This window comes from Arthrobacter sp. Soil_C_60, from assembly GCF_057656375.1.
In genome coordinates this window covers 159,179-179,098 of sequence record NZ_JBDGKM010000005.1, presented here as the reverse complement: position 1 = coordinate 179,098, position 19,920 = coordinate 159,179, and the positions used below count along the sequence as shown (strand labels likewise).

Below are 19,920 nucleotides of genomic sequence, written 5' to 3'. Positions count from 1 at the left end.
GGCTTTACCTACTGGCTGCCCGTGGTCTCGCTCTGGAAACTGAGACTGATCCGCGAGGCGTTCGGTTCCTGCAGTCCCCGGACGGAACCGTGTGGGTGCGAAGGAACAGGACCGAAAGATGACTGCGGATGACGTCCGTCCCTTGGCAACGGCGCCCTGACCCCTTAGGGTCGGTGTTCAGAATCAAGAGTTCCAACGTCAAACCCTGGTTTGTTGGACGGCAACCCTCTCGCTGTAGTGGGGTGCCCCAGGTGAGGATTCGGCCCGGCACGGACCTGTGCGGGCAAGTATGGCGCCTCGTTTTCCCAGCTGCGCCCCGTCAGTGCAAGGGTTATCCATGTCCATTCAGGAAGCTGCTACGACCGTCTCATCGCAGACCGTTGGCCCGATCCGTATCAGGGACAAGAAACGGGTCCTGACCTCTGCCTTCGTGGGCACCACTATCGAGTGGTACGACTTCTATCTCTACGGCACCGCTGCGGCGCTGGTCTTCAATGTCCAGTTTTTTCCCTCCGGCTCCGCCCTCGCGGGAACACTCGCAGCGTTCGCAACTTTTGCGGTCGGGTTTATCGCCCGACCGGTCGGCGGCATCATTGCCGGCCATCTGGGCGATCGGATAGGGCGTAAATCCCTGCTGGTCATTTCGTTGATGACCATGGGAGTCGCCTCGACCGCTATCGGACTGCTGCCGAATTACGAAAGCATCGGCACCCTCGCCGTTATCGGACTTGTCACTTTGCGCCTGCTCCAGGGCTTGGCTGCCGGGGCCGAATGGGGTGGATCAGCGCTGCTATCGGTGGAGCATGCGCCACGGCACTTGCGGGGATTCTTCGGCAGTTTCACCCAGGTCGGTTCTGCTGCCGGTATGCTGCTGGCCACCGGCGCTTTCGCCCTCACTCAGGCACTGACCACATCCGAACAGTTTCAAAACTACGGCTGGCGGATCCCGTTCCTCGTCAGCGCGGTACTGGTCGTCGTCGGACTTTACATCCGGGTCGGGGTGGAGGACTCCCCCAGCTTCCGGCAGCTTAAATCCGATAACAAGACCGCGCAGGCACCGGTTTGGCAGGTACTGCGCCACCATAAGCGCGCACTGTTGGTCACTATGGGATTGCGGATGGCACAGCCTGCCCTGTTCGCCATTCTTACCGTGTACGGAATCGGTTACATCGCCGCCCGGCGGGATGATCCGGTATCGGGGGTCACCGCCGTCCTCATCGGTTCCGCCCTCGGTCTCGTATCCGGTCCGGTCTGGGGCTGGTTGTCCGACCGGTGGGGGCGCCGGCGCATCGCCATCGCCGCCATCGTCGGAATTGCGGTTTTCATCTGGCCGTTCTTCTGGTTCCTGGACCACGGCTCCCTGCTCCTGCTGCCGCTGCTGATGATCCTCGGCATGAATGTCCTGCACGATTCGATTTACGGCCCCCAGGCGGCGTGGTTGGCCGAACAGTTCCCGGTCCACCTGCGCTACACCGGGATCTCCCTCGGCGTGCAGGTCGGCACCGTGCTCTCCGGAGGACTAACCCCGGTGATCGCTGCCTCTCTTCTGATATTCGGCGGTAATGAGCCGTGGCTGATCTGCGCCTACATCACCCTTCTGGCGGGTCTGTCATTTGCGGCCGCCCTTGCCGCCAAGGACCCGGCCGGAGACTACGCCCAGGACACCACCACCACCGACACTTTCGAGGAGATCTCGTGACCAAGCAGATCCTGCTCAATGCCTTTGAAATGTTGGTGCCCGTGCACCAATCGCCCGGACTGTGGCGACACCCCGATGATCAAATCCGCCGATACACCGAACTGTCCTACTGGACTGATCTGGCAAAGACCCTGGAATCCGGCGGGTTTACCGGCATCTTCCTGGCCGATGTCCTTGGCCAGTACGACACCTACGGCGGCAATGCTGACGAAGCAATGCGCGGAGGCGTGCAGTACCCGCTGTTAGACCCCACGCTCATCGTCAGCGCCCTGGCCGCCGCCACCAGCCGCATCGGCTTCGGCATCACCGCCTCGGTCACCTACGAACAGCCCTACCTGCTGGCCCGCCGGTTCGGCACGCTGGACCACCTCACCGGCGGGCGGGTCGGTTGGAACATCGTCACCTCCTACCATGAGTCCGCCGCCCGCAATCTGGGACTGACCAAACAGATTCCCCACGACGAACGTTATGACCGGGCGGAGGAGTACATGGACGTGGTCTATAAGCTCTGGGAAGGTTCGATGGACGACGACGCCGTGACAGCCGACCCCGAAACCGGTGTATTCGTGGACCCCGACAAGGTCCGCGGGATCGGCCACGACGGCGAACACTTCAAGGTCCCCGGTCCTGCCCTGGTCCAACCATCACCACAGCGCACCCCGCTGCTGTTCCAGGCCGGCGCCTCCCCGCGGGGACAGGCCTTCGCCGCCAACCACGCCGAGGCCATCTTCTTCAACGGCTACTCCACGGACATCGTCCGCGGCTGGGTGGATACAGTCCGGGGCGAACTCGCTTCGCGCGGCCGCGCGGCCGAATCCGTGAAGGTCTTCGCCCTGGCCACCGTCATCGTGGCAGAAACCGACGCCGCAGCCCAAGCCAAACTCGAGGACTACACCCAATATGTGGACCCAGAGGCCGCCCTGGCACTATTCAGCGGCTGGACGGGAGTCGATATGAAAAATATCGACCTGGACAGCCCATTGGAATACATTCAGTCCGACGCCCAACAGTCCGCGCTTGCCTCGTTCACCAAACTGGACCCTACGCGCGTCTGGACCCCGAGAGAACTCGCCCGGTTCGTCAGCATCGGCGGACGCGGACCGGTGATCGTCGGCGCCCCCGAGACCGTGGCGGACGAACTGGAACGCTGGATGGTCGAGGCCGATATCGATGGCTTCAACATTTCCTGCGCGGTCCGCCCCGCCGATCAGGAAGACTTTGTCCGCCTGGTCTCCCCCGAACTACGCCGCCGCGGCCTACTGCCCGAAACCCCTGAAGGACAAACATTCCGCGAAACTGTGCTAGGCAAAGGGCCGCGCTTAGCCGACGACCATCACGGCGCGAGTTTCCGCCCGGCGGCCCTCGCGTCTCCGCAGGTGTAAGCCAGGTTGTCAGCGGCCGCTTCTGAGGACAGCGGGCTCAGGTAGGTCTTGAGATTGGTTGGATCGCGGGGGGTGATGGCAACGAGGGAGCTGCTGAACTCTTCAACGACCTCTTCGTAGACGTCCTTCCAATAATGAAACTGGCTATTCCGTGCCAGGCAACATGTCAGGCGGGCTGTAGTTCAGCGCGATCAGGAGTTCGGCCCGTGTCTGCGCGTCGGCCAGATCCCGGCCCAGCAGCTCGCCCACCTGGCCGATCTGCCGCCGGACACTATTGCGGTGCAGGCCCAGCGCCTTGGCCGAGCCATCCCAACTGCCGTTCGCCTCCAGCCACGCCCGCAGCACCGCCAGCAGGGCGGAGGCGCGCTCCGGCTCCAGCTGCCGCAGTGGACTGAAGCTCCGGTTGAACAGCATCGCCCCGGCCTCCGGGCCCAGCAGGCCAGTGACCGAGAACTCGATCTGGTCCGCCCTGACACTGCGCCCGGCAACCTGTGCCTGCTGCCGCAGCGACGTGGCCAGCCGGTAGGCCTCGGGAAGCTCCGGCAGTTCGGCCGTATCGGAGATGACAAGGTGCCAGCCGAGTTTCTCCACCTCCGCCACCACCGCGTCGTCCACCCGGAGCCTGGTGATGGCAGCGAAACCGTAGTCGGTGCTTTCCACCAGCTTCGTGTCGAAGATCCGCCGCCACTGCAGCAGTCCGCGGACCGGGTCCTCGCCTCCTGTCCCGTGCGAGACGCCCGCTTTTTCCGCTGGTTCCAGAGCCGGCCCGCCCGCCCGGAAGCCCTGCACCACACGGAGTTCAGCATGGCGCGGCGCGGACACGCTTTGCGCCACCAGCCTGCCGACCGCCTGCGAGTGCCGGGACCCCGCCGTCGTTGTTTCCGGGTGCAGCAGCAGTGCCGTTGCCAGTTGGCTGGGTGCCAGGGAGCCGACAGTACGTTGACGCAGCAAGGCTTCCAGCAGCCCGACGGCGGTCTCGACAATGTTCCTCTCTACCGGTTCCAGCGGGTTCGCCGCACCGACAACCAGGGCACCCAGGTTGGCGTCCCGGGTGCTGCGGAGCGGATACCCCACCACCCGCCGGGCCCCGGGCGCGTCAAAGCTTTCCAGTTCGACCCGCGGTCCGCTGCCGGCGAAGAGCCGGGCCAGCATCGGTTCCAGTTCCACCGCCTCGGGCACGCCGTCTTGCAGCGGCGCGGGGACGGCGCGGGAGCGGACGCGCCGGTTGGCGCCGACCAGCACTGCCCACACCGGGACGTTCCGCACCAGGGCCTCCAGCAGTTCGGCCTCGGGCCGCGGGGTCAGCACTGCGCGCATCAGCTGCCTGTTTGCTTCCGAGAGCAGGCGCAGCACCCTGAGGTTCTCCGCCTCCAGCAGCCGGGCGAATTCGAGCCCCAACGCGGCAAAGGGAACTTCTTCCGGAATGGCGACCAGCGTCAGGGAGTGCTTGCGGCAGGCCTCGGCCAGGGTCTGGGGGATGTTGCTGAAATAGGGGCTGATGCCGAAACCAAGGGCGCAGACTTTCGCCTGCACCAGCCGTTCGATGTACCGGTCCACTGCTTCGGGGGTTCCGCCGTCGTCGAGGAACGGGAGTCCGGCGGTCAGGACGAATTCGCCCTCCAGCAGATACGGGGCGGGATCTTCCAGCTCGCTCGGCTCGACCCAACGGACCAGAGCCGGTTCCGTAGCGCCCTGCCGGCCGTCGTGGACCACCGTCAGGGTGTCCGGCAGCCGGTCCAGGAAGCGTTCCAGCGAGACCGCCGCGAAGGCTCCGGCCGTGCTGCCGCTAAACTGGTCGGCGCCCGCCCGTACAGGCCGGACATCCTCCCCGCCACCGGCGGATGGTGCAGAATGTCTCATGCGAGAAGAGTGTAGGTCATTTTGCCCCAGCTTGTTAGCTGCCTCACATGGCACGCTGGTGGAACGGAAGAAGCCTCCAGATTGGAACCGAGAATGATCGACACCCCTCCCGCAACGAAGCGCCGGGGCCTGCCCCTGGGCAGCCAGTTGCTGCGACGCAAGCCGCTCGGCCAGATGCTCAACGAGGCCGGTACCGGCGCTGACGGCAGTTCCGGCGGCCCCCGCCTGAGGCGCAGCCTCGGCGTTTGGCAGCTGACCATGATCAGCGTCGGCGCCACCCTGGGCACCGGCATCTTCGTGGTCCTCGGCGCCTCGGTTCCGCTGGCCGGACCCGCCATCTGGATCTCGTTCCTGGTGGCAGGCTTCGCGGCGCTGCTCTCCGCGATTTCCTACGCGGAGATGGCCGGCGCTGTTCCTGTCTCTGGCTCCAGCTACTCCTACACGTACGCCACGATGGGTGAAGGAATCGCCTGGATCTGCGGCTGGTGCTTGGTCCTCGAATACGCGGTCTCCGTGGCCGCGGTGGCGGTCGGCTCCGCCGAGTACGTCAACGAGATGTTGCAGACGTTTGGCCTGGCGCTGCCGGCCGCGATTGCCGCCCCGCCCGGCGCCGAAGGCGGTGTGCTGAACCTTCCGGCGATCGCCGTCGTTGTCCTGGCGATGGTCCTGCTGGTGCGCGGTGCCAAGGAAAGCGCCTGGGTGAACACCGTCATGGTGGTCATCAAGATCGCCGTGCTGCTCATGTTCATCGCCATCGCCTTCACCGCCTTCCGGGCCAGCCACTTCGAAACCCTGATGCCGATGGGCGTGGCCGGCATGTCAGCGGCAGCGTCACGCCTGTTCTTCTCCTACATCGGCTTCGACGCCGCCTCCACCGCCGGCGAGGAAGCCAAGAACCCGCAGCGCGACCTGCCCCGCGCCATCATCGCGTCCATGATCATCATTACCGGCATCTATATCCTCGTCGCCGTCGCGGCCATCGGTGCCCGCGAGTGGACCTGGTTCGACGGTACGGAAGCCGCCTTGGTGCAGATCCTGCAGGAGCTGACCGGCAACCCGTGGATGGCGCTCGTCTTCGCCGTCGGCGCCGTGGTGGCCATCGCGAGCATCGTGCTCACCGTGCTCTACGGGCAGACGCGGATCCTGATGTCCATGTCTCGGGACGGCCTGGTACCCGAGGTCTTCGGCCGTGTCTCGCCGCGGACCGGAACCCCCGTGGCGGGGACGTTGATCGTCGGCAGCGCCGTTGCGCTCACGGCCGGACTGGTCCCGCTCGGCGAGCTGGCGGATGCCACCAGCATCGGTACGCTCTTCGCCTTCGCGCTGGTCAACCTCTCTGTGATCTACCTCCGCCGTTCCCGGCCGAACCTGCCGCGGACCTTCCGGGTACCGTTCTATCCGCTGACCCCGATTCTGGGTACCGTCATGTGTATCTACCTCATGGCGAACCTCGGTTCCAGCACCTGGTGGGTCTTCGCGGTGTGGATGCTGGTAGGCGCCGCCGCCTACTTCGGCTACGGCCGCCGCCACTCCCGGGTGGCGCAGCTGAGCCGCAACGATTATGAATACCTTTCCGCCCAGGATCCCGCCGCCGAGCCCGCACCGTCAGCAGCCGGCCGCTGATTCCCGGCCCCTTCCCCCCGCCCGAGCAACCGAAAGCTAAGCACCATGACACTGGCCACCGAACTCCACGCCCCGGCCGCCGCGGACGAGAATCCGATCACCATGCTGAACCCGGATTTCCCGTTCAGCTACGACCACTACCTCGCCCACCCCGCCGGGCTGGGCGCCGTCCCGGAGCACCTGCACGGCACGGAAGTGGCCGTGGTGGGCGCCGGGCTGTCCGGACTGGTGACGGCGTACGAGCTGATGAAACTGGGGCTGAAGCCGGTTGTCTATGAGGCCGGCGCGATCGGCGGCAGGCTGAAGACGGCCGCGTTTCCCGGGGCTCCCGACGTCGTTGCGGACCTGGGCGGCATGCGCTTCCCGGTTTCCGGCAGGGCCTTCTACCACTACGTGGACAAGCTCGGGCTGGAAACCACCGAGTTCCCCAACCCGCTGTCCGGGCCCACTACCAGCACTGTCATCGAGCTGGGCGGGCAGAAACACTACGCCGAGCAGCCCGAAGACCTGCCGGAGTTCTTCCGCGAGGTGGCCGATGCGTGGAAGGCGGCGCTGCGCGAGCACGCATCTTTCGACGAAATGCAGCAGGCTATCCGGAAACGCGACACCGCCCGCATCAAGGAATTGTGGAACGCGATGCTGCCGGAGTTCGACGAGCAGACATTCTACGGATTCATCGCCGCCAGCCGCGCCTTCAAGGCCGCCGGATTCGAACACCGCGAGGCATTCGGCCAGGTGGGTTTCGGCACCGGCGGCTGGGACACGGATTTCCCCAACTCCATCCTGGAAATCCTGCGCGTGGTCTACACCGACGCCGACGACCTGCATCGGGGCATCGTCGGCGGAGCCCAGCGGCTGCCGGAAGCGCTCTGGAACCACGCACCCAAGGACTGTGCCTTCTGGCCGGCCGGGACCTCGCTGGCCAGTCTCCACCGCGGCAGCGCCCGCGGTGCCGTGGCAAGCATTACCCGCGCCGCCCCCACCGACGAAAATCCCGACGGCGACATCGTCATCGCGGACAAGTGGGGCCACAGTGCCAGCTACCGCTCCGCGGTGGTGACCTGCCAGACGTGGCTGCTCTCCACCCGGATCCACACCGAGGAAGCGCTCTTCGAGCCGGGCGTGTGGACCGCCATCGAGCGCAACCACTACATGCAGTCCTCCAAGACCTTTGTCATGGTGGACCGGCCGTTCTGGAAGGACCGCGACCCGGCGACCGGCCGCGAAGTGCTCAGCATGACGCTCACCGACCGGCTCCCCCGCGCCACCTACCTGCTGGACAATGGGCCGGATAAGCCGGCGGTCATCCTGCTCTCCTATACCTGGAACGACGACGCCCTGAAGTGGCTTTCGCTCGATGCCGACGAGCGGGTCCGGCTGATGCTGCACTCGCTGGCCCAGATCTATCCCGGCGTGGATATCGCCTCGCACATTGTCGGCGAGCCGATCACCGTCTCCTGGGAGGCCGACCCAAACTTCATGGGCGCGTTCAAGGCGAACCTGCCCGGCCACTACCGCTACCAGCAGCGGTTGTTCACACACTTCAAGCAGGACCAACTGCCTGCCCGGCAGCGCGGCATCTTCCTCGCCGGGGACGACGTCTCATTCACGGCGGGCTGGGCCGAGGGTGCCGTGACGACGGGGCTGAATGCGGTCTGGGGCGTGGTCAACCACCTCGGCGGAAAGTGCGCGGAAGACAACCCGGGACCCGGCGAGCTGCTGGCGGAGCTGGGCCCGGTCGCTCTGGACTAAGGTGGGCCGTAGAGAATAGACTGGAAGAAGTTCTCGCAATGCAATAAAGAACTTCCGCAATACGAAAGGGACTGCTCCATGACGCAACTCCAGCCAGGAACCCCCGCCCCGTCCTTCACGCTGCCCGACGCCTCCGGCAGCAAGGTCTCGCTGGCCGACTACGCCGGCCGCAATGTGGTGGTCTACTTCTACCCGAAGGCCGCCACCCCGGGCTGCACCACGGAAGCCTGCGATTTCCGCGACAACCTGAACTCGCTGCAGGCCGCCGGTTTCGACGTCGTCGGCATTTCTCCGGATGAACCCGAAGCGCTGCAGGACTTCGCCGAGGCCGAGTCACTGACCTTCCCGCTCCTCTCGGACACCGGCAACGAGGTGGCCAAGGCCTACGGCTCGTTTGGCGAGAAGGAGTTCAACGGCAAGACGTTCACCGGCACGCTGCGCAGCACCGTCGTCGTCGATCCTGAGGGCAACGTCCGCCTGGCCGAGTACAACGTGGACGCCAAGGGCCACGTGGCACGGCTGCGCGAATCGCTCGGCGTGAACTGACACCCCGGCTACAACTGATGGAGGCCTTCCCCGCGGGGAAGGCCTCCATTTTCTTGCCTGCGTTCAGTATCGAGCGCTGGCAGCATTTTGGTCGGCAGACCGGGACCGTAGCCGCGGCCTGCCGGGCTTAAAGGGACGACGCCGGAGGGGCGCCGCGGAGGGGCGGATCGGCCCCGGACCTCAAGCGGTGCCGCGGCGGATCAGCCGGCCGGTGGGCGTCTCGCCGTCGATCTCCGCGCCGCGCAGGAACGTCCGACGGACGACGCCGGCCAGCGGCTTGCCGTCGTAGGGCGTGATCGGATTCTTGTGCTTGAGCTTCTTCGCGTCCACCACGAAGCTCTCGTCAGCCGCGAAGACGGAGAAGTCGGCGTCGTAACCCAGCGGCAGCTGGCCCTTCCGGGTCATTCGCGCAAGTTCGGCCGGGCGGCGGGACATCCAGTCCACTACCTGTTCCAGCGGGATCCCCCGCTGCCGGGCTTCGGTCCAGATCAGCGAGATCCCCAGCTGCAGCGAGGCAACGCCGCCCCAGGCCACGCCGAAGTCGCCGTTCTCCAGGTCCTTCAGGTCCAAGGTGCTGGGCGAATGGTCCGAGACGATGCAGTCGATGATGCCGTCCTCGAGGCCCTTCCACAGCAACTCCCGGTTGGATGCCTCGCGGATGGGCGGGCAGCACTTGAACGCCGTCGCGCCGTTCGGGATTTCTTCTGCCAGCAGCGTCAGGTAGTGCGGGCACGTCTCCACGGTGAGCTTCACGCCGTCGCGCTTGGCACTGGCGATCATCGGCAGCGCGTCCGAGGAGGACAGGTGCAGGATGTGGGCGCGGGCACCGGTCCAGCGGGCCCGCTCGATCACCTCGGCAATGGCCACATTCTCCGCGCCGCGCGGGCGGGAGGCCAGGAAACGCTGGTACTGGTCGCCCTCGGCATGCGGCGCACGCTCAATGGCCCGCGAATCCTCGGCGTGGACGATCATCAGCGAGTCGAAGTTCTTCAGCTCCGCCATGTCCTTTTCCATCTCGTCCGCGTCCAGCGGCGGGAACTCGTCCACGCCGGAGTGCAGCAGGAAGCACTTGAAGCCGAAGACGCCCTCGTCGTGCAGCGGCCGCAGGTCCCCGGTGTTGCCGGGCACGGCCCCGCCCCAGAAGCCCACGTCCACAAAGGCCTGGTCCCGGGCGGCGTTGCGCTTTTCCTCCAGCGCGGCGGCGTTGACCGTGGGCGGGATGCTGTTCAGCGGCATGTCGATAATGGTGGTCACGCCGCCGGCGGCAGCGGCCCGGGTGGCGGAGGCGAAACCCTCCCACTCGGTGCGGCCCGGCTCGTTGACGTGCACATGCGTATCCACGAGCCCGGGGATCAGCGTCTCGTCGGCGGCGAGCTCAAGAATCTCGCGGCCGCGCAGCCCATGGCCCAGCGGTTCGATGGCCACAATCGAGCCATCCCGCACGCCGACCTCGCGTGCGGCGACCCCCGCCGTCGTCAGGATCCGCTCGCCCCGAATGACCAGGTCGTATTCCCGTGAAGTTCCTTCGCCGCCCACTTATGCTCCCCTCTGAGCTTCCAGTTCCCTGCCGCCCGCGGTATCACCCGCCAGCAGCCGCAGTCCGATCTCCGCGCCGATGCGTTCGAGCAGCCTGCCCGCCTCGGTCATGCAGATGGAGACGTCACTTTCAAGATCCGTCAGGGCGTACGTTTGCGCAAGCCCTGCCGATTCCAACTGAGTGTCCGACAAAAGTGTACGGCCGCAGACCGCGAAAACGGGCACGCCGGCCGCCGCGGCTTCGGTGGCCACACCTATAGGCGTCTTGCCCTCCAGGCTCTGGGTATCCAGGCTGCCCTCGCCCGTGATCACCAGGTCCGCCCCGGCGAGTTTGTCCCGCAGGCCGGTCAAATCAATAACGACGTCGATGCCGCGCCTCCGCTGCGCCTCCAGCACTGCCAGTGCCGCGAAACCAACGCCGCCGGCGGCACCGGAGCCGGGCAGGTGCGCCATGGCGGCCGTGCCCGCTCCCAGTTCGGGCCCGAGGACCCGCACAAACTGGGCCAGGGCGGCGTCCAGCGTTGCCACGTCCTCCGCCGAGGCGCCCTTCTGCGGGCCGAAGACCGCGGCGGCCCCGTTTTCGCCCAGCAGCGGGTTGTCCACGTCCGAGGCCAGCACGAAGGAAACCCCGGCCAGTCGCGGGTCCAGGCCGGACAGGTCCACCTCGGCGAGCCGCGCCAAAGCCGCGCCGCCGCGCGGAAGGAAGCGTCCGCCGTCGTCTTTCAGGATGGCACCCAGGCCTTGGAGCAGCCCGGCGCCGCCGTCGGTGCAGGCGCTGCCGCCCACCCCGAGGATGATGCTGGTGCAGCCCAGGTCAAGGGCCGCGCTGATCAGTTCCCCGGTGCCGCGGCTGGTGGCGGTGAGTGCCTGCAGCCGGCCGCCGGGCAGCACATCCAGCCCGGAGGCCGCGGCCATCTCGATCACGGCCTGTTGGCCCTTGACCGCGATGGCCGCCTCCAGCGGCATGCCGGTCGGTCCGGCAACGGTGGCGAGATGCCGCGTGTACCCGGCGCCGACGGCGGCCTGAAGGGTGCCTTCTCCGCCGTCGGCCACGGGAACGTTGGTGACCTGGATGTCCGGGGCGACCGCCCGCAGGCCCCGCTCCACCGCCGCGGCCACGTCCGGGGCGGTGAGCGAGCCCTTGAACTTATCCGGTGCAATCACCACTTTCATGGCAGGTTCAGCCCTGCAGGGCCATGATGGCGGTGGGAGCGTCGGCAGCGGTCTCGGCCACGCCTTCGAACTCGTTCACGTTGTCCAATTCGGTGCCCATGGAGATGTTGGTGACGCGTTCCAGGATGACCTCCACGATCACCGGCACCTTGTACTCGGCCATCAGCGCGCGGGCCTTGTCGAAAGCGGCGGAGAGGTCTTCCGGGTTCTCCACCCGCACGGCCTTGCAGCCCAGGCCCTCGGCCACCTTGACGTGGTCCACGCCGTAGCCGTTCAGCTCCGGGGAGTTCACGTTCTCGAAGGCCAGCGAGACGTGGTAATCCATTTCGAAGCCGCGCTGGGACTGGCGGATCAGGCCCAGGTAGGAGTTGTTAACCACCACGTGGATGTACGGCAGCTGGAACTGCGCGCCCACGGCCAGCTCTTCGATCATGAACTGGAAGTCGTAGTCGCCGGACAGGGCCACCACGGTCTCGTCCGGCTTGCCGCGCACCACGCCGAGGGCGGCCGGAGCGGTCCAGCCCAGCGGGCCGGCCTGGCCGGCGTTGATCCAGCGGCGCGGGCCGAACACGTGCAGCAGCTGTGCGCCGGCGATCTGCGACAGGCCGATCGTGGACACGTAGGTGGTGTCCTCGCCGAAGGCCTTGTTCATCTCTTCGTACACGCGCTGCGGCTTGATCGGCACGTTCTCGAAGTGGGTCTTGCGCTGCAGCTTGCCCTTGCGCTCGGCGCATTCGCCCGCCCAGCCGGAGTAGTCCGGCAGCTTGCCGGCGGCCTTGCGTTCCTTGGCAACCTCGAGCAGGATTTCCAGTGCGGCGCCGGCGTCCGAGGTGATGCCCAGGTCCGGCGCGAAGACGCGGCCGATCTGGGTGGGCTCGATGTCGATGTGCACAAACTTGCGGCCCTTGGTGTAGGTGTCCAGACCGCCGGTGTGGCGGTTGGCCCACCGGTTGCCGATGCCGATCACAAAGTCGGAAGCCAGCATGTTCTCGTTGCCGTAGCGGTGCGAGGTCTGCAGGCCCGCCATGCCGGCCATCAGGCGGTGGTTGTCCGGAATCGTGCCCCAGCCCATCAGGGTGGGGATGACCGGGATGTTGAGCAGTTCGGCCAGTTCCACCAGTTGCGCGGAGGCGCCGGCGTTGATGATGCCGCCGCCGGCCACGATCAGCGGGCGCTCCGCTGCGGTGAGCATGTCCAGCGCCTTTTCGGCCTGCTTGCGCGAGGCCTTCGGCTTCTCCACCGACAGCGGCTCGTACGTGTCGATGTCGAACTCGATCTCGGCCATCTGCACGTCGATGGGCAGGTCCAGCAGCACCGGTCCGGGACGGCCGGAGCGCATCAGTTGGAAGGCCTTCTGGAACGCACCGGGAACCTGCGCCGGCTCCAGGATGGTCATGGCCATCTTCGTCACGGGCTTCGCGATGGTCTCGATGTCCACCGCCTGGAAGTCTTCCTTGTGCAGCTTTGCCACCGGCGCCTGGCCGGTGATGCACAGGATCGGCACGGAGTCGGCCCAGGCCGCGTACAGCCCGGTGATCATGTCGGTGCCGGCGGGGCCGGAGGTGCCCACGCAGATGCCGATGTTGCCGTCCGCGGCGCGGGAGTAGCCGTCGGCCATGTGCGAGGCGCCCTCAACGTGGCGGGCCAGCGTGTGGCGGATGCCGCCGTGGGCGCGCATGGCGGAGTAGAACGGGTTGATGGCCGCCCCGGGCAGGCCGAACGCCTCGGTGGCGCCCTCCTTTTCCAGGATGGCGATGGCAGCGTCTACGGTGCGCATCTTGGTCATGGGAATCTCCTTGAAAGCCTGTGGTGGAGCCCTTGGGCGGGCTGTTTTTGGGTGTGTTCGGTGGAGCCGGCGTCGCCAAATTACGACGCCGGCTGCTTAGCTTGGGTGCGGTTCCGGCCTGCCGCCGGGGTGCTTTTACTTCCGGCCGGAGAGCTGCAGGACCTGCTTGAACAGGCCCGAGTGGTCCAGTCCGCCGTCGCCCTGGTTGACGGTGGCGGCGACCAGCTGTGCAACAGCGGCGCCAAGCGGGATGGCCACGTTGGCTTCGCGGGCGGCGGAGGTGACGATGCCCAGGTCCTTGTGGTGCAGGGCGAGCCGGAAGCCCGGGTCGAAGTTGCGGTCCAGCATCTTCTGGCCTTTCTGCTCCAGCACCTTCGAGCCGGCCAAACCGCCGCCGAGCACCTTGAGCGCGGCGTCGGTGTCCACCCCGTAGGCCTCGAGGAAGGCGATGGCCTCGCCGAGGACTTCAATGTTCACGGCGACAATCAGCTGGTTGGCAGCCTTGACCGTCTGGCCGGAACCGGAGGGACCCACGTGCACAATCGTCTTGCCCACGGCGTCGAAAACATCCTGCGCGGCTTCGAAGTCGGCCGCCTCGCCGCCGACCATGATGGAGAGCACGCCGTCGATGGCGCCCTGCTCGCCGCCGGAAACCGGGGCGTCCAGAGGACGGATGCCTGCGGCGCGGGCCTCTTCGGCGAGGCGGACGGCGACGTCGGGGCGGATGCTGCTGGCGTCGATCCAGAGTGCGCCCTGCTTGGCGTTGGCGAAGACGCCTTCCTCGCCGGTGACCACGGCTTCAACGTCCGGCGAATCCGGCACCATGGTGATAACGACGTCGGCGTCCTTCACTGCGTCGGAGATGCTGTTGGCACCTGTGCCGCCTTCGGCTGCGAGCTTGTCGATCTTGTCCTGGCTGCGGTTGAAGCCGGTAACGCTGTGGCCGGCCTTGACGAGGTTGATGGCCATGGGCAGGCCCATGATGCCGAGTCCGATAACTGCAACGTTGGTCATGATGAAAGTCCTTTGCTTCGTGCTGGTCGGTAAGAGTCTGTGGTGAGAGTCGGTCAGGCGGCGGTTAGCGGATGAGCCAGCCGAAGGCCTGCTCGGCCGGCGCCTTGTACTCGAGTCCGATGGGGCCCTGGTAGCCGAGCTGGCGGCTGCGGGAGATCCATTCGCCGAGCGGCAGTTCGCCGGTTCCGGGGGCGCCGCGGCCGGGGTTGTCCGCGATCTGGATGTGGCCAAAGTCCTTGGCATGGTTTTCGATGACTGCCGCCACGTCGTCGCCGTTGACGGCCAGGTGGTAGAAATCGGCGAGGAGCTTGATGTTCTGCGGGCCCTCTGCGTGGACCTTGCCGATCACATCGAGTGCGTCCTGCGCGGTCTTCAGCGGGTAGCGCTCCGCGCCGGAAACGGGCTCGAGCAGGACGGTCCCGCCGATCGCGGCGACGCCCTCGGCCGCGGCGACGAGGTTGGCCAGCGCCACCTCATCCTGCGCCTCCGGGGTGTGCTCGTCCAGGCGGTTGCCGTAGAGCGCGTTGAAGGCCTTGCAGCCCAGGCGCTCACCGATACCGGCGACGACGGCGATGTTGTCCCGGAATTCGGCGTCGCGCCCCTTCCAGGACACCAGGCCGCGGTCCCCGCCCGGCATGTCGCCGGCGTTGAAGTTGAGCCCGGTGAGCTGGACGCCGGCGTCGTTGATCGCGCGTTCGAACGCCGCGACGTCGGCGTCACCGGGAACGGACTCGGCGAACGGCCACCAGAACTCCACGCTGTCGAAGCCGGCGGCGACGGCGGCCGCGGGGCGTTCCAGCAGGGGCAGTTCGGTGAAGAGGATGGAGCAGTTCACGGTGTAAGACATTTGTATTCCTCGGGATTCGCTTATTCCAGATTGTGGAAGTTTACTTTTGCTCTATGAAAAGCGTAACGAGTGACCGCGAGCACTGTCAAGCTTCTTTTCCATAAAACGGAAACTCTTTTCCACCAAACAACTGCGCGCTTGCTTGTTCTACTGTTTATCGATAGATTTGCCTTGTTATTCGACATAAGGAGATTTCATTGGGAAAGCTAACGGTCCTGGCGTTGCGCCTGGTGCTCACCCTGCTGCTCGCCGGTTCGCTGTTCATCCAGGTGTGGATGGTGCCGCTGATTTCCACTGATCTGGCGGAGGCCGGCGCGCCCACCGCAATGCGCATCCTGTTCCTCGTGATCGTGGTGCTGGGCATCGTCACCGTGCAGGTCACCATGGTCTGCGTCTGGAAGCTGCTGACGATGGTGCGGCGGGGAACGGTCTTCTCCCACCGCGCCTTCCGGTACGTGGACACCATCTTCGGCGCGGTGGCGGCGGCGTCGGTCCTCATGTTCGGGCTTGCCGTGCTGCTGGCACCTGGCGGTATTGCTCCCGGCATCGTCCTGTTGATCTGCGGGGCGTCCCTGCTGATCGCCGGGATGGCGCTGATCGTCCTCGTGCTCCGGAAGCTCCTGGCGCAGGCTGTCGCCCGCGACGTTGAAGCCAAGCACCTGCGGACCGAGCTGGACGAGGTGATTTGATGGCCATCATCGTCGACATCGACGTGATGCTGGCCAAGCGCAAGATGCCCGTGGGCGTGCTCGCGGAACGCGTCGGCATCACCCCCGCCAACCTCGCTGTGCTCAAGAACGGCCGTGCCAAGGCGGTGCGCTTCACCACGCTCGCCGCCCTCTGCGAGGTACTGGAGTGCCAGCCCGGCGATCTGCTCCGCTGGGAACCCGGCGAGCCCGAGGAATCCCCGAATTAAAGCAAAATAGCTCCGCCCCCGGACTCTCAAACGGGGGCGGAGCAGTCTTGTCCGGCCGCAGCGGCCGGTTGTGATTGTCAGAGGACGATCTGGCGGTTCACGTCCTTGTACAGCAGGTAGCGGAAGTTGGACGGACCGCCGGCGTAGCAGGCCTGCGGGCAGAACGCGCGCAGCGACATGTAGTCACCCTCCTGCACCTCGACCCAGTCCTCGTTCAGCCGGTAGACCGCCTTGCCTTCGAGCACGTACAGGCCGTGCTCCATGACATGCGTTTCGGCGAACGGGATGGAGGCGCCCGGCTCGAACGTGACGATGTTGATGTGCATGTCGTACGCCAGGTCATCCACCGGCAGCATCCGGGTGGTGCGCCACTTGTTGTCCGTGCCCGGCATCGGGTTCGGCTCCAGGTCCTGCTCGTTGCCGAACACCGGCTTCGCGGTGTAGCCCTCCAGGGCCTGGTAGGCCTTGCGGATCCAGTGGAACTTGGCGGCAGCACCGCCGTCGTTCTTCACCTGCCACTGGGAACCGGCCGGCGCGTAGGCAAAGCCGCCGGGGGCCAGGACGCGGTTCTCGCCCTCGATGGTGACGCTGAGTTCGCCGTCGACCACGAAGATGAAGCCCTCCACCGTGCTCTGGGCCTCGGGCTTGGCCGAACCGCCGCCCGGGGCAACCTCCATCAGGTACTGGGCGAAGGTGGTGGCACCGCCGGCGACCGGGCGGTTGAGGATCCAGACGCGGGTGTCCTCCCAGTCGGGCAGCACGCTGGTGACGATGTCGCGCATGACGCCGCGCGGGATCACCGTGTAGGCCTCGGTGACGATGGCGCGGTCGGTCAGCAGGTCCGTCTGCGGCGGGTGGCCGGCCGGGTTGGCGAAGTACTGCGTGTTCTGCTTAGTCATGGGTTTCCTCGCTGGTGGAAGCGGATTGGGGATGGGCGATGGCTTCGAGCTGGGCGACGGACACCTCGGCCAGCCGCTCGAACTCGTTGCTTTCGACGGCGCCGCAGACCAGTCCACGGTGGAGGAAGCGGGCTAGGGCGCGTGCCGTTGCCGGTTCATCCATGATGGCGCTGTCGATGCCGTGGACATAGTTCTTCAGCCGCACCGCGGCGGCCTCGAAGCCGTCCCGGTAAAAAGCGTAGGTGGCCAGGAAGCGGGTGGGCAGCTGGGCCGAGTGTAAGTCCCAGCCTTGGTAGATGCCGCGTTCCAGGTGCCGGCGGACCAGGCGTGCGTGCAGCGCCCAGGCCTTGGCCACGTTCTCCGCGTCGCCGAGCGGCAGGATGTTGGTTGACCCGTCCGAGAGGTGCACGCCGGTGCCGGCCACGGCCACCTGCATGACGGCCTTGGCGTAGTCCGCGGCGGGGTGCTCCATGGACTGGTAGGCGGCCGCGATGCCCAGCGACGCGCTGTAGTCGTAGGTGCCGTAGTGCAGCGAGCTGACCCGGCCGGCGCCGGCGTGGATCAGCTGCGCCACCGGTACCGTGCCGTCCGCGGCGAGGATCAGCTGCGGGGTTTCCATTTGCACCTCGAAGCGCAGCCGTCCCGCGGGCAGGTTGTGCGCCTGCTCCAGCTGCTCGCAGGCGAAGACCATGGCCTGCACCTGGGCCACCGTGCTGACCTTGGGCAGCGTCAGCACCAGGCCCTCCGGCAGGCCGCTCTCCCCGGATTCCTCCACGAGGGCACCGATGAACCGGTCCAGCGTGCGCAGGCCGCGGGCGCGGGTGGGCTCTTCGAAGCACTTGAACCGGATGCCGATGAACGGCGGCGCGGTGCCGGCGGCGACGGCCTGCGCCACGAGTGCACCAGCCTTCAGCGCGTCGGCGTCCTCTTCCTCGTCCTGGCGGTTGCCGTAGCCGTCCTCGAAGTCCAGCCGCAGGTCCTCGATGGGCTCGCTTTCGAGCTTGCGGCGGACCAGTTCGGCCAGCTGGGCACTCTCCCCCAGGCCGAGGGAGGTGGCCAGCTGCTCCAGGCCGCCGTGTTCCTTCACCGCGGCGAGCGCGTCGCCGCCCCAGCGCGCGGCCAGGTCCAGGGCGAAGGAGTCGGCCGGGACGTAGACCGTGTGGACCGGCTGGCGGCCGCTGCCCTCGCCCGGGTAGGCGGCGGACAGCAACTCGTCGGTGGCGGCCAGGTCCGCGTCGATCCTGGCGGTAACGGCGCCGGAGAGGGCGAGCTTGGCCGCCATCAGGAAACCAGCTCGTAGGCCGGAAGCGTAAGGAACTCCACGAAATCGCCTTCGCCGATGGTCAGGTCCGCGATCAGCTTGCTGGCCGGCTCGTAGTACTTGGCGAACTTGTCAGCGTCGTTAATTTCACCGCGCAGTTTCTCGGTCTCCTCGGTGAGGATGCGCTCCACCAGTTCGCGCGTCACGGTGTTGCCGGTGTCGGCCAGCGTGACCTTGTTGTGCAGCTGCTGCCAGACCTGGGTGCGGGAAATCTCCGCAGTGGCGGCGTCCTCCATCAGGTTGTGGATGGCGACGGCGCCGTTGCCGGAGATCCAGACGGCGGTGTAGGCGACGGCCACGTAGAGGTTCAGGCGCAGGCCGGCCTCGGTGACCTCGCCCTGGGCGGAGGACACGTCCAGCAGCTGGGCCGCGGTGACCTCGACCTCGTCGCGGAGGCGGTCAACCTGGTTGGGCTTCTCTCCCAGCACCGAGTCGAAGATCTCGCGGCAGACCGGGACCAGGTCCGGGTGGGCCACCCAGGAACCGTCGAATCCGTCGTTCGCTTCGCGGGTCTTGTCGGCCCGGACCTTGGCGAAGGCCTGTTCGGTGACTTCGGGTTCCTTGCGGTTCGGGATGACAGCGGCCATGCCGCCCATGGCGAAGGCGCCGCGGCGGTGGCAGGTCTTGACCAGCAGCTCGGTGTAGGCGCGCATGAAGGGCGCGGTCATCGCCACGGAGGCGCGGTCCGGCATGACGAAGCTTTCGCCGGCCTCGCGGAAGTACTTGATGATGCTGAACAGGTAGTCCCAGCGTCCGGCGTTCAGGCCGGAGGCGTGCTCGCGCAGTTCGTACAGGATCTCGTCCATCTGGAACGCGGCCGGAATGGTTTCGATCAGCACCGTGGCACGGACCGAACCCTGCGGCAGGCCCAGCTCGGCCTCGGCGAAGGAGAAGATGTCGTTCCAGAGCCGGGCCTCGAGGTAGCTCTCGGTCTTCGGCAGGTAGTAGAAGGGACCGTCGCCGCGCTCAAGGAGGTACTGGGCGTTGTGGAAGAAGTGCAGGCCGAAATCCACCAGCGCGCCGACGGCAGGCTGGCCGTCGACCTGGATGTTCTTTTCCGGCAGGTGCCAGCCGCGCGGTCGCATGACCACGGTGGCCAGCGGAGCGTCGGTGCGCAGCCGGTACTCCTTGCCTTCAGGCGAGGTGAATGAGAGCTCACCGCGTGCGGCGGCGGTCAGGTTAGCCAGCGCGTCGATGACGTTGGGCCAGGTGGGGGTGGAGGCGTCTTCCAGGTCGGCCAGCCAGACCTTGGCGCCGGAGTTCAGCGCGTTGATGGCCATCTTCGCCGGGGATGCCGGTCCGGTCATTTCCACCCGGCGGTCCTGTAGCTTTTCCGGTGCCGGTGCAACCTTCCAGTCGCCCTCGCGGACGTGCTTGGTTTCGGGCAGGAAGTCCAGCCCGCCCGAGGCCGCGGCCTTCTGCCGGTTGGTCACGCGGTCCGCCAGCAGGCCGTCGCGCGTGGCGGCGAACTTCTGGTGCAGCTTTTCCACGAACCCCAGGGCTTCGGCCGTCAGGATCCTTTCGGCTCCGGGTACTGGCGCATTGTTGGTCACGGTGAGAGTCATG

General features: G+C 66.7%; 16 protein-coding genes and 1 riboswitch. Of the genes, 7 read left to right on the top strand and 9 right to left on the bottom strand.

The window, feature by feature from the left end:
• The first annotated feature begins 181 nt into the window (after nt 1-181).
• Nucleotides 182-296, top strand: a riboswitch (SAM riboswitch).
• Between the two features lie 41 nt (nt 297-337).
• Together AC3A4M_RS12935 and AC3A4M_RS12930 are read left to right on the top strand one after the other, a co-directional pair.
• Nucleotides 338-1,699 carry an MFS transporter gene (locus AC3A4M_RS12935; protein ID WP_498736119.1) on the top strand — a complete coding sequence of 454 codons (1,362 nt, stop codon included), beginning with the start codon at nt 338-340 and terminating at the stop codon, nt 1,697-1,699.
• Nucleotides 1,696-3,081: an LLM class flavin-dependent oxidoreductase gene (locus tag AC3A4M_RS12930; RefSeq protein ID WP_498736118.1), complete on the top strand. Its 1,386-nt coding sequence runs from the start codon at nt 1,696-1,698 to the stop codon at nt 3,079-3,081. Before AC3A4M_RS12935 ends, AC3A4M_RS12930 begins: the two co-directional genes overlap by 4 nt.
• A gap of 144 nt (nt 3,082-3,225) precedes the next feature.
• Here the strand turns inward: AC3A4M_RS12930 and AC3A4M_RS12925 are convergent, their stop codons facing one another.
• Complete coding sequence (locus AC3A4M_RS12925) at nt 3,226-4,941, bottom strand: PucR family transcriptional regulator ligand-binding domain-containing protein (protein ID WP_498736117.1); 1,716 nt, start codon at nt 4,939-4,941, stop codon at nt 3,226-3,228.
• 93 nt (nt 4,942-5,034) lie between these two features.
• Here AC3A4M_RS12925 and AC3A4M_RS12920 point away from each other — a divergent pair, with 93 nt between their 5' ends.
• From AC3A4M_RS12920 to bcp, 3 genes are all read left to right on the top strand, one after another.
• Entirely contained in the window at nt 5,035-6,564 is a 1,530-nt protein-coding gene (locus AC3A4M_RS12920; protein ID WP_498736116.1) for an amino acid permease, read from the top strand.
• A 45-nt stretch (nt 6,565-6,609) separates the two neighbouring features.
• The gene (locus tag AC3A4M_RS12915; protein WP_498736115.1) at nt 6,610-8,316 is read left to right on the top strand and encodes a flavin monoamine oxidase family protein; all 1,707 of its coding nucleotides are present in this window, start codon (nt 6,610-6,612) and stop codon (nt 8,314-8,316) included.
• Between the two features lie 78 nt (nt 8,317-8,394).
• Complete coding sequence (gene bcp / locus AC3A4M_RS12910) at nt 8,395-8,862, top strand: thioredoxin-dependent thiol peroxidase (protein WP_498736114.1); 468 nt, start codon at nt 8,395-8,397, stop codon at nt 8,860-8,862.
• A 180-nt stretch (nt 8,863-9,042) separates the two neighbouring features.
• On the opposite strand, the gene allB is transcribed toward bcp, so the two are convergent.
• From allB to AC3A4M_RS12885, 5 genes are all read right to left on the bottom strand, one after another.
• The gene (allB, locus tag AC3A4M_RS12905; protein WP_498736113.1) at nt 9,043-10,398 is read right to left on the bottom strand and encodes an allantoinase AllB; all 1,356 of its coding nucleotides are present in this window, start codon (nt 10,396-10,398) and stop codon (nt 9,043-9,045) included.
• Nucleotides 10,399-11,571 carry a glycerate kinase gene (locus tag AC3A4M_RS12900; RefSeq protein ID WP_498736112.1) on the bottom strand — a complete coding sequence of 391 codons (1,173 nt, stop codon included), beginning with the start codon at nt 11,569-11,571 and terminating at the stop codon, nt 10,399-10,401.
• Nucleotides 11,572-11,578: 7 nt separating this feature from the next.
• Nucleotides 11,579-13,357, bottom strand: coding sequence for a glyoxylate carboligase (gcl, locus tag AC3A4M_RS12895; RefSeq protein ID WP_498736111.1), 1,779 nt, complete (start codon nt 13,355-13,357; stop codon nt 11,579-11,581).
• Nucleotides 13,358-13,492: 135 nt separating this feature from the next.
• On the bottom strand, nt 13,493-14,371 hold the full coding sequence (locus tag AC3A4M_RS12890) for a 2-hydroxy-3-oxopropionate reductase (RefSeq protein ID WP_498736110.1): 879 nt from the start codon (nt 14,369-14,371) through the stop codon (nt 13,493-13,495).
• A gap of 64 nt (nt 14,372-14,435) precedes the next feature.
• Complete coding sequence (locus AC3A4M_RS12885; protein ID WP_498736109.1) at nt 14,436-15,218, bottom strand: hydroxypyruvate isomerase family protein; 783 nt, start codon at nt 15,216-15,218, stop codon at nt 14,436-14,438.
• 197 nt (nt 15,219-15,415) lie between these two features.
• Here AC3A4M_RS12885 and AC3A4M_RS12880 point away from each other — a divergent pair, with 197 nt between their 5' ends.
• Both AC3A4M_RS12880 and AC3A4M_RS12875 read left to right on the top strand, forming a co-directional pair.
• On the top strand, nt 15,416-15,907 hold the full coding sequence (locus AC3A4M_RS12880) for a DUF2975 domain-containing protein (RefSeq protein ID WP_498729760.1): 492 nt from the start codon (nt 15,416-15,418) through the stop codon (nt 15,905-15,907).
• The gene (locus tag AC3A4M_RS12875) at nt 15,907-16,134 is read left to right on the top strand and encodes a helix-turn-helix domain-containing protein (protein ID WP_498729761.1); all 228 of its coding nucleotides are present in this window, start codon (nt 15,907-15,909) and stop codon (nt 16,132-16,134) included. Before AC3A4M_RS12880 ends, AC3A4M_RS12875 begins: the two co-directional genes overlap by 1 nt.
• A gap of 77 nt (nt 16,135-16,211) precedes the next feature.
• Here the strand turns inward: AC3A4M_RS12875 and AC3A4M_RS12870 are convergent, their stop codons facing one another.
• From AC3A4M_RS12870 to aceB, 3 genes are read right to left on the bottom strand one after another with little or no spacing between them, the layout of a single operon-like run.
• Nucleotides 16,212-17,033, bottom strand: coding sequence for a bifunctional allantoicase/(S)-ureidoglycine aminohydrolase (locus tag AC3A4M_RS12870; protein WP_074700539.1), 822 nt, complete (start codon nt 17,031-17,033; stop codon nt 16,212-16,214).
• Nucleotides 17,026-18,315, bottom strand: a complete 1,290-nt coding sequence (locus AC3A4M_RS12865) for a DUF6986 family protein (RefSeq protein WP_498736108.1) — start codon at nt 18,313-18,315, stop codon at nt 17,026-17,028. Before AC3A4M_RS12865 ends, AC3A4M_RS12870 begins: the two co-directional genes overlap by 8 nt.
• On the bottom strand, nt 18,315-19,919 hold the full coding sequence (gene aceB, locus AC3A4M_RS12860) for a malate synthase A (RefSeq protein ID WP_498736107.1): 1,605 nt from the start codon (nt 19,917-19,919) through the stop codon (nt 18,315-18,317). Before aceB ends, AC3A4M_RS12865 begins: the two co-directional genes overlap by 1 nt.
• Nucleotide 19,920 lies beyond the last annotated feature (1 nt).